This is a genomic window from Caballeronia udeis (assembly GCF_001544555.2).
GTDB lineage: Bacteria > Pseudomonadota > Gammaproteobacteria > Burkholderiales > Burkholderiaceae > Caballeronia > Caballeronia udeis.
This window is the reverse complement of record NZ_FCOK02000145.1, coordinates 1-8,537: the sequence shown is the minus strand read 5'-3', so window position 1 is coordinate 8,537 and position 8,537 is coordinate 1. Positions and strand designations below refer to the sequence as shown.

The following is an 8,537-nucleotide window of genomic DNA, read 5'->3' as shown; positions in this document are numbered from 1 at the left end:
TGGAGTCCTTGTGAAGATCCAGTCCAACGTACACCGTGCTATCGTTTCGCATGCTGGCCTCCGTGGAGGAAATCGCCCGGGCGCGGACCAGTCCACGCCCGTGCGGCTCTGACAGCAATGCTAACCCGCGTTCAGTTTCCCCACGGCGGGCCAGCCCCTGCCTCACGCAAAGTCATACTGCCTTCCGGTTCAGCCTGAGCCTGCGCGACATCGAGGAGTTGTTGCTCGAGCGTGGTGTCGTGGTCACGTACGAAACAATCCGTTGCTGGTGCAAAAGCGGCGCGACAAGGCCGCGGCAAAGCGCTTCTTCCGGAGGGTGCTGCGTTCAACTCCGGTGCCGCGCAAAATCGTTACCGACCAGCTGCGCAGCTATCCAGCGGCGAAGGCTGAAACTCCCGAGCTCGCTCATGTGAAGCACGTTTTCGTCAAAGCGGCTGCACGTGTGAACAATCGTGCCGAGAACAGCCACCAGCCGACCCGCAGGCGCGAACGCCAGATGTGCAGCTTTCGCGATGCGCGTCGCACGCAGGCGTTCCTCTCATGCTTCGGCCCGATCCGACAGCACTTCGCGTTGCCCAGACATCAGATGAGCGCGGCATATCATCGTGCCGTACTCCAAGAACGCTTCGCCACATGGTATGGCTGGACTGTCACTGCCGCAGCTGAGACAGTTGTCTAATAAGGATAACCATGCTTTATCCACAAAGGTAGCCTACGCCCATCAACTTGACAGAGCCGTTGCGATGGATAGCGAACTGGGAGGCACGTTACGCGCCTACTGTGGAGCAGCAGGCGCAAAAGGCTTTGCCTGAACTACGTCTGGAGCTCTTTCAAGCCGAGCAACGAATTCTTGACGCACAAGTACACGCGGACTACTACCGCGCGCGATTAGCATTTTGCGAATCGGTGCTGAAAAATGGCATTGAGCAGGTCAGCGACAGGCGAAAGGAGCCGGAAGCGGCAGTTGCGACGTTGCGCGGTGGCCCCAAGCTAACAGCGGCGCAATCAGCTTGATGACGTCCCGGTACAAAACCTGAGGGTGTCCCGCTGTTGTAATGCGGTCGGGGCTTCGCAATTGCAGGTTAAGGTCACCGAGGCGTTCACGGAAAAAGGTCACTGCGCAATGAACGCATAAAACCGACGACGCGCCTCGCGCCGCTGTTATTACGTCCAGTGTCTATATTTCGCAAACCTAAGCATTGGGATGCGGGCTGCAATGCGCCTAGTGATAGTCGGCTGGCGGCGAACCAAGCGCACCCCAGGTTGCCGACTCATCCGCTGGCGATCCGCCATTCATCGTTGACGGATCCCACCGGGGAATGCGCGCCGCGGCGCAGTCGTCGATTGAGGCGATTACCACCGCGTGATATACGTCGACGCGTCGAAATTCGCACTCATGTTGCGGAAACTTAATCATTGGTGGTGTTCGCTTTGCCGTCTCAACGTCAAGGAAAACCTACGCATCGTCGAGCCCCGCCGGATTGAAGTCCGACCAAAAAGGAATTCCATAATCTTCACGTAAGAGGGTTCCGCAGCGAGCGCTGTGTATGACTCGTGCCGTGATTCCGTATCGAGTGTTTCGACAAACTTCTGAGCCAAATCTATGACTTTGCGAGCAAACTCAATCGGAAGAGTATCAGTCTGAATCGAGCGTTACAGACAGGGCCGTACAGCAATTCACATAATAAGACGCAGTGAGCCGGCCAAAGCGATGACCGGGCGCGATGTCAATTTGGCGCAATTTGGCGCAAATAGCCGCACGATAAGGTCTTGCGGTACTTTAGGCTCCGAGATTCCAGAACCTTTTCGGCGCCGCACGCGCAAACCAGCGAGAACCGTCCTCGCAGGCTATCGTGGTGAGCCTCCCAAAACATCCGACCGGTGGTATTAATTGCGATGTCGATTCAAATCAGAGCGACACGATTTGTCGCAATAGTTCCAAGGCTTTCATTTCGTCCAGGCGACCAGTACGTGCTTTGCCGGCGAGTGTCTTTATCAGTGCCTCGGCTATCGGTTCGATACCTTGTAGATTGTCCAAGCTGGTTGCCGAAGTGAGACGGCGCGGCTCTGCGATGACCTGCGTTACGGAAGCTGGCGCAAACTGCTGACGGGCGGCGGAGAACGAGACATCGTTATCAACGGGTTCCCGAATCGCCGGTTTGGCGGCGGACGGGACCGCTTGATCTCGTTGCCCCATGACCGAATTCGTCTCGGCGGCGACGCCTGTGGGACCGCCTGCGCCATCCGCATCAGGGGGTAGGGCGAGTCGAGCACCCGCAGTTTTCGCCTTCGTACCCGCAGACTTCTTCGCTGCGGTCGCTTTTGGCGCAATCGCGGGTGGCAGTTCTTGCTGATCGGATGCATGGCGACGCGACGGGGGAACAAGCAAATCCGACACCGACTCAGGAATGTCCGTTACTGAACGCGGAACGTCCAACCAGCCAGTCGCCAAACCAAGGCGTTCCGTGAACCGGTTTGCTTCGGCATCGTTCATACGTTTCTGTCCGTAGAAACGATTGGCCATGTTGGAGTCGCTAATCTCCATCACCGCGCCGAGCCGCACCTTCGATCCTTTGCGGGACGTAAGCACGTGCAGGTTAGCGCGACGAATGTTTTCCAAAGCTGCGACGTCGTTCAACGACAAGGTTTGCTGAGCCCCCGACTTTGAAGACGCTTTGACTTTCGCAGGTGCCGATTTCAGCGGGGTTGCCGTGGCAGGCTTCGCCGCCGTAGCGTTGGTTTTCGCGACGGCCCGTGGCGACCCGCCATTTGTCTTCTTTGGCATTTCTGGTTCTCTGGGCAAACGATCGGTTAGGGTAGGGGGGTGATTGGCCTGCGTGATAGGAGCCGGCTTCAACACTTGCTCGTACGCAATTTCGGGTTCGGCGTTCGCATGAATGAAGTCTAGTGGTGACCTCAAGCGCCCAATGATCTCGGGCGTGAGGACAGGATTGGGCTGATCGAAAAACCCATCGGGTAGCCCAAGCGTCGTTTCGATATGAAAGGCTGTCTCAGGCGTGAATCTCTCGCCGTTTACCAATTCGGCCACGCGCGTTAAGTTGGAGTCGAGTCCCAGTGCGATATTCTCCGCGCCCACCGCGTCTACCAACAATTTAAACGAACGCGTTTTGAAAATGGACGCCGTCTGTGCCGGGTCTCGAGTAGGCGGAGCTTTTACGTATGGCTTGTTCTGTCGGTGGGATGTCGTTTTTGAAGGTTGGCGCGATTGACGCTGGCCATTGTCTCGAGATCCCGAGTATCGCCCGTGTGCTTGACTCATAAAGTGGGGCTCCCCGCCGTGAAATCACTATCAGTTTTGGCATTATAGGCGAGGGTGTTGACACGCGACTTGCCGTAAGGCGATGAGCCATTCTCGTAACCCGGGTGCTGACTGTCTTGTGTCGGTGACCTCTATGTCAGGATCGAGGGGCAGCGTTCGTTAAATAATTCGTAGATGGTGAATCTTGCCGATGCGCATGGAGCGTTTCAGGATGAGATCAGTGATGTACTCGGGAAGCAGGGCGCGCGGAATGTTCGCGGGCGCGCCTTCGACAAGCTGCGACGGAACCTTGGCGATGTAGTCGTCGGGCGCGCTCGCCAGGCTGTGCTCGTAGCTGACGCGATAGTCCATGATGGGGGAGAGTCCGGTGAAGGTCGTTGTCACGCCGGATTTTATCAGCGCGGACCGTTTGCTGGCTCCTTTTACGGTGGCGTTCCGGCTTACGTTTTCGGCGTCCACATGAAGCCGCCGTTCATTAGGCGCTTCACCCACGCTCCACGGTTCCCGTGTTTCGCCATCAAACGAACGAGGCCTCTGCGAAATGCGGCGTCGTTCTTGACGCATGCGTAGGCCTCTGCAAGATCCTGAAGAAGTTGGAACGCCTGACCGTATGCGTGGCCGGACCCGCGCTGTAGTGTGGTGTCGATACGCTCCCATGTCGTGCTTTCGTGCTCGACCAGCGAATCCAGGTAGCGGCGACGTTCGGCAATACGGCGCACCTCTGCAGCGTCATTGGCTGCCCGTTCGCGACGTAGTCGAAGCGCGCGGGCAGCATCGCGTCGAGCGTCTATTTCAGCAACCGTCCGACGCGTCACTGGCTCGGGGGCGCCGGGATTACGAGCGCGATCCCAGTTTAGAAACCGAGTGCGCAAACCACGTTCGGTTTCCCGAGCGTTCCCACGCAGCAGTTGGCGTAAAGCATCGCGCATCTCCGCTGCGGTGAGTTCAAGCAACCATGGCTCGAAGCGCGCGTCGTCGTCGACGTCGGCCGACAGAGGCGGGCTGGTTTCGGCTGCAGCTGCGAGCCAGTCTGGATCGAGCATCATGAACTCCGCCAATGACGCCTGCGCAGGCGTCAGTGTTTGCAGCCCGTTGGGCAAGGGGGGTTCACAGTCGCTGTCGCGGAGTTCGCCATTGCCTAGCCGGGCGAGCCAGCCGAGGTACAGGGGGCGTGTGTCGCCGCTTAGTAGTTCATCACGCAAAGGCAACAGCCTTGCCATCCAACCCGGACCGTCTGCCTGTTCATAAAATCTGGCGTGTTCGCCGGAATCGTCGTTGAACGACCAGTCAAGAATCGAGTGCTGAGCGGTTCGATTTACCGCAAAAGCCGTCGGCATGGAAGCACTCGCCGAGAGAGTCGGGGAACCTACGCAGTCGAGTATGAGCTTCGCGTCGATGACGTCCCGTGGGATACGGAGCAGCAGGCGGCAATTTCCCCAACTCGAGGAATAGACATGAGCGTCGAAAAACCGCTCGACCCAGTCAAGCGGTTCACCCTTCAGATTGCCCCAGTAATATTCATTGATAAAGCACGATGCTGTGATCGTCGCTCGTGTGGAGCGGCTTCTCAATTCGGATTGAGCTTGCTCCGTCAGTAGTTGGTCAACCGCGGCAAACTCATAGTATTGATATTCGCTCATGACTTATTTCGTAGACGCGTTCAGGGCTGGACAGGCGGATCGAACTTCAAACCATGTCAAGTCTGGTTTTAGGCACGAACTTGTTCAATCAACGGGCCAGGCATCGGCCCACGTGGCTCTCGGCATCAGTTAGATTCGCATTGCGTGACCGGCCGAGACTCCGCGGCAGTACATCGACCTCGATTGCAGTCACCACCCCTCAAATCTCGTCACTCGGATCGCGCACTTCGAGCTTGAACTGCCACCCTTCAAACGGCATCAGCATGCGTCCGAGTTCGTCCCACTCGACGCGGCGACCATCTATGACGACGCATGGCTGACGTGAATCCTCGATGCCGTCCCATTCGATTCTGCCGCGGACGGTTTCGTCGACGATCTGCAATCCGAGATCGCTATCCTTTATGTGGGCGACCGCAAGCAAACGGCGCATCTTTTCAATCAGGTTTCCCAGCAAGACGAATTGATCCGATAGCGGATCGCCGATGATCTGAAAGCGATATCCCGATGGTTCTTCCTCGGTCGTCGAGTCAAATGCCTCTAGAGAAAGCTTGTCGCCAAACAAAAGACTTCGAATATGGAACTCGTGGACGGTTCCATTGGCATCGGACAGGTGCACCGGTTTAAACTTGACTTCACCGAAATCATCAAGACCGGTGTGGTGAGCCATTTCTCGGTTGAAGCAGGCGGTGCACAATAACCGGTCGCCGTGTCCCTCGCTGACGGTATTGACGGTGTCGTACTGCGGCACGATGGCGCCGCAAGTTGCGCATTGGCTGACGGACATGACGGACCTCGTGGTGAATCGGATATGCAGCGCGCTGCGCACCGCATGCCACCTCGCGGTGGCGTGCTGCAGCACAACAGATCTGCTTTGTCTGCGATGTGCCTATTTTGTCACGTCTGAGAAGGCACTCGCGACGACACGCCAAGGGCAACATGCACGACATCGAGGACTCTTGGGGGCAACCATCGGCAACTGGTTAGACTCTTTGCTGCGAAAAGACTAAGCGTGCGGATTGCGTCGCGCTATGACTGATCGCGGTCGGCCAAGCGCCGACCGCGAGATGAGCGATTAAATCGCTGTCTTGTTGGGTTAGCTTATGCCATCGGATTGGGGTCGTTTATTAATAACCAATACGAACAAATTATCGATAATTGTATCTAGTTTAAATTATTTTGATATCCTATTTTTTGACTATCAAGCGTCGATTGCGACCGGATTATTGAACGGTGGCCATGTTGAACGCCTAGATGTGAGCGATTGCCGACCGCAGACCGTCGGACGAAACGGAGATGGATCGAGGAGGGTGACGCGCTAGGTAGTGAGCCGGGGGAAAGCCGAAAACCACGTGTTGAAAATGACGTCCTGCTTCCAGGCCAGTACGATTAGCAGAACAGGCCTGTAAAGTCCTCCCAACAATGCGTCTTGCAATGGAGGAAAATCATCCGACATCGAATCGGACTCAATTTTAGCCCATCTGTCCGTACTAGTTATCACGCGTCATGTGTGAGAGACGCCACCACAAAATGCAGAGACGTCTTCGTCCAGCAAGAGGGTGGAAGGCGCGCTATCTGGGCCCGGTCGCGCGCCGCATCAACCTTTGGTCAGTCAGCCACTCCGGATGCGTCCCGATCTCGAGGAGCGCGTAATCGGGATGAGCAGGATTGAGTAGATAGTTAAACTCAGCAGGAACGACCGCGCTCGGAACTGCAAGCACGGCACTCGTTCCCGAGTGTATCCACGCCGCCCCGATTTGTTGAAGGTCATTCCTCGCGGAAAGCTCGCGCCAGTCAGCAGGCAATGTAGTTTGGTCGATGTGCGCGACGATTTGCTCGGGCACGCGAACTGGAATCATCACATAGCTCGCATGAAGTGGCGCGTCCTGCACCAGCATTTCTAGTAGAGCAAGCGACTGCGTTTGAGCCGTATAAACCATCGCAAGGCCCTTGGGGTTCCACCGTCCGCCATACAACCGCGCGCCTTCCCCCGAAAAGGCCGTATCTGCGTATCGTTGCGTGACCACTCGCCATACCGTGCGCATCAAGCAAACACACCATGCTCGATGCGGCCCAATGTGTCCATCACACTATCAGCCCCGATATCGGTATCGATAAGACTGAGCGGTGTCGCACCTTCAAGAGCGTCGATGGGCGTCTTTAGCCAATTGAGCGCGGCGTCGAGTCCCTCGAATACCTCGGCGGCCCGGGCCACCGTCCGCGCGAGCCGTAGCAGTTTCGCCGACTCTTCGCGACTGAGCACACCTTCGCGCTTGCGCCGCGCCAAGGTCCGCTCGGGGATGTCCAGTGCCTGTGCAAGTTCCGCCTGCGACAAGCTGATCGACTTCAGCATTGAATCGAGGGCCCTCGAGGAGATGCCGTGACGGACCACATCGACCCATTCAAGGCCCGACCGAGGCGCGCGGGCAAATACCGCGCGCCCGCCAAGCAACGCGTCTGCTGAAACAGTCTCTATAGCGCTCACGATTCACCTCCTGCCATTTGGCATCTATTTTACACCAAAATGGCGGCTTTAGAGCTCTGCGGAAATGGCAGCATGGGGACGCTAACTCATCGGATTGGAGGTGTGCGCGTCAGAGGAAGGGCAGAGAGCCATTTCGTTTCCACTCTCGCGCCATAAGTTGGCGCACCGGCAGGGGTGCTTACTGCTTTGCATGAGCCGGCAGACGGTCGTATCGGAAGCCAATCATCTGGCATCCTGCTGGCGATCGTGCATGTGGACTATAATGCACATGTTTTCAAACATGGGGATGCGCATGGGTAAGGCACTCGAAGTCCGGGCGCGCAAGTCCACGAACGTCACGTTGCCGCCTGAAGTCCTGGATCGGGCCAAGGAGCTCGGGATCAACCTTTCGCGCGCGAGTGAGCGTGGTGTGCGCGAAGAAATCCAGGAAACTGAGGCTCGCCGTTGGGCTGACGACAATGCAGAGTTGGTCGCAGCATACACGGCGATGGTTGAACGCGACGGGCTGCCGCTCGCGAAGTACAAGACGTTTTAATGGCGCGGTTTGATCTCTACGGTAACCCCGACGATGACACGCGGCGCCTTGCGCCGTACCTGCTCGACGTGCAGAGTACGCATGTCGGAATCTTGCCCACGCGCATCGTGATTCCTCTTCGACCTATCTCGGATCTCGGATTCTCGGGTAAACCGCCCGATTTGCTGCCCGTCTTCGAAATCAATGGCGAGAAACATTTCCTCGACACGCCTGCCATGAGTGCTGTTCCGTTGAACGCACTCGGCAGGCGCATCGGCTTCCTTGCGGATCGCCGCGATGCCATCTTGGCCGCGCTCGACCGTATCTTCGGCGCCTATTGACTGACAAGAATGGTGGAGCAATCGTCGCTGACTTGACGGATGCCGGAAGTGTTGCGGTGTTCGCGCTGAACCCTGCAGCCCATCAGATCCAATCAGGTGGCAGAAGCAGAAAAAGAACGTTCGTACTAAAAGTTGATTCTTGGCACCTAGGGCGTCGTGTTGCGAAGGTTTTTTCTTCGACTCTTCCTTTATTTATAACGAGAAAGTTATCCACAGGCGCCACCATTCTCTGTAGAGCTGTTGTGTTCCCGACGTGAGCCTGTCTGTTGCGCGGCGGAGC

At 57.0% G+C, this 8,537-nt stretch carries 9 protein-coding genes and 1 pseudogene; 4 read left to right on the top strand and 6 right to left on the bottom strand.

The window, feature by feature from the left end; all coding sequences use genetic code 11:
• Positions 1-182: 182 nt before the first annotated feature.
• Positions 183-679 (top strand): annotated as a pseudogene (locus tag AWB69_RS44360) (DDE-type integrase/transposase/recombinase); the annotation flags it as partial.
• A 101-nt stretch (positions 680-780) separates the two neighbouring features.
• Entirely contained in the window at positions 781-1,014 is a 234-nt protein-coding gene (locus tag AWB69_RS44355; protein ID WP_231937448.1) for a hypothetical protein, read from the top strand.
• Between the two features lie 895 nt (positions 1,015-1,909).
• Here AWB69_RS44355 and AWB69_RS44345 read toward each other — a convergent pair.
• The 6 genes from AWB69_RS44345 to parS all read right to left on the bottom strand — a co-directional run bounded on the left by AWB69_RS44345 (position 1,910) and on the right by parS (position 7,402).
• Entirely contained in the window at positions 1,910-3,280 is a 1,371-nt protein-coding gene (locus AWB69_RS44345; protein ID WP_062093095.1) for a hypothetical protein, read from the bottom strand.
• A 159-nt stretch (positions 3,281-3,439) separates the two neighbouring features.
• Positions 3,440-3,631, bottom strand: a complete 192-nt coding sequence (locus tag AWB69_RS44340) for a hypothetical protein (protein WP_062093100.1) — start codon at positions 3,629-3,631, stop codon at positions 3,440-3,442.
• An 89-nt stretch (positions 3,632-3,720) separates the two neighbouring features.
• A complete protein-coding gene (locus tag AWB69_RS44335) occupies positions 3,721-4,920 on the bottom strand; it encodes a hypothetical protein (RefSeq protein ID WP_062093094.1) in 1,200 nt (399 codons plus the stop codon).
• Between the two features lie 199 nt (positions 4,921-5,119).
• A complete protein-coding gene (locus AWB69_RS44330; RefSeq protein ID WP_062093093.1) occupies positions 5,120-5,704 on the bottom strand; it encodes a DUF7713 domain-containing protein in 585 nt (194 codons plus the stop codon).
• Positions 5,705-6,488: 784 nt separating this feature from the next.
• Complete coding sequence (locus AWB69_RS44325; protein ID WP_062093092.1) at positions 6,489-6,962, bottom strand: RES family NAD+ phosphorylase; 474 nt, start codon at positions 6,960-6,962, stop codon at positions 6,489-6,491.
• On the bottom strand, positions 6,962-7,402 hold the full coding sequence (gene parS / locus AWB69_RS44320) for a type II RES/Xre toxin-antitoxin system antitoxin (RefSeq protein WP_062093091.1): 441 nt from the start codon (positions 7,400-7,402) through the stop codon (positions 6,962-6,964). Before parS ends, AWB69_RS44325 begins: the two co-directional genes overlap by 1 nt.
• 292 nt (positions 7,403-7,694) lie before the next feature.
• Between parS and AWB69_RS44315 the strand changes: the two genes are divergently transcribed.
• Positions 7,695-7,937 (top strand): type II toxin-antitoxin system CcdA family antitoxin, encoded by a 243-nt coding sequence (locus tag AWB69_RS44315; protein ID WP_062093099.1) that lies wholly within the window; start codon positions 7,695-7,697, stop codon positions 7,935-7,937.
• Positions 7,937-8,257, top strand: coding sequence for a CcdB family protein (locus tag AWB69_RS44310; protein WP_062093090.1), 321 nt, complete (start codon positions 7,937-7,939; stop codon positions 8,255-8,257). The genes AWB69_RS44315 and AWB69_RS44310 overlap by 1 nt, the downstream gene beginning before the upstream one ends.
• Positions 8,258-8,537: the final 280 nt, after the last annotated feature.

Excerpts from the sequence above, each read along its gene's own strand:
- AWB69_RS44335 (WP_062093094.1), bottom strand. The coding sequence starts at position 4,920 with ATGAGCGAATATCAATACTATGAGTTTGCCGCGGTTGACCAACTACTG.
- AWB69_RS44345 (WP_062093095.1), bottom strand. The coding sequence starts at position 3,280 with ATGAGTCAAGCACACGGGCGATACTCGGGATCTCGAGACAATGGCCAG.
- AWB69_RS44310 (WP_062093090.1), top strand. The coding sequence starts at position 7,937 with ATGGCGCGGTTTGATCTCTACGGTAACCCCGACGATGACACGCGGCGC.
- AWB69_RS44315 (WP_062093099.1), top strand. The coding sequence starts at position 7,695 with ATGGGTAAGGCACTCGAAGTCCGGGCGCGCAAGTCCACGAACGTCACG.
- AWB69_RS44325 (WP_062093092.1), bottom strand. The coding sequence starts at position 6,962 with ATGCGCACGGTATGGCGAGTGGTCACGCAACGATACGCAGATACGGCC.
- AWB69_RS44340 (WP_062093100.1), bottom strand. The coding sequence starts at position 3,631 with ATGGACTATCGCGTCAGCTACGAGCACAGCCTGGCGAGCGCGCCCGAC.
- AWB69_RS44330 (WP_062093093.1), bottom strand. The coding sequence starts at position 5,704 with ATGTCCGTCAGCCAATGCGCAACTTGCGGCGCCATCGTGCCGCAGTAC.